The organism is Methanohalophilus sp. WG1-DM (genome assembly GCF_004104135.1).
GTDB classification, from domain to species: domain Archaea; phylum Halobacteriota; class Methanosarcinia; order Methanosarcinales; family Methanosarcinaceae; genus Methanohalophilus; species Methanohalophilus euhalobius.
The window spans coordinates 1-352 of record NZ_RRBA01000055.1 but is presented as its reverse complement, the minus strand read 5'-3'; the positions used below and the strand labels follow the sequence as shown (position 1 = coordinate 352).

Below are 352 nucleotides of genomic sequence, written 5' to 3'. Positions count from 1 at the left end.
ATCTGCTTTAAGTGTTTCACGATTGGCATACCAGTAACCGTACTCACTTCCTTCACTTGGAGCAATCGTTGCCATATAACCTTCTTTTTCAATAAGTTTGGCTAACTTGAATGCAATGACTCTCAATGTAGTTGTAGCTGCCATAAGTGTATTTGTATATTCGCCTCTGCCCTTTGGTAAGGTTTCAAAAGCTCCTCGTGGTACAGAAACCCCCAGGATTATTACTGATTGTAAATTTTCCATTACATCCTGAGGTTTGTTTCCAGTATAATCTGAATCTTCAAAGCAGGATTTATTGGTTATACTGATAAAATCTACACCTAACTCAGAGGCCATGTTTCTCAAATCTTCT

The 352-nt window shown here is 38.1% G+C and carries 1 pseudogene; it reads right to left on the bottom strand.

Annotated features, from left to right (window positions below):
- A pseudogene (locus tag CI957_RS10440) lies at window positions 1–345 on the bottom strand (epoxyqueuosine reductase); the annotation flags it as partial.
- Window positions 346–352: the final 7 nt, after the last annotated feature.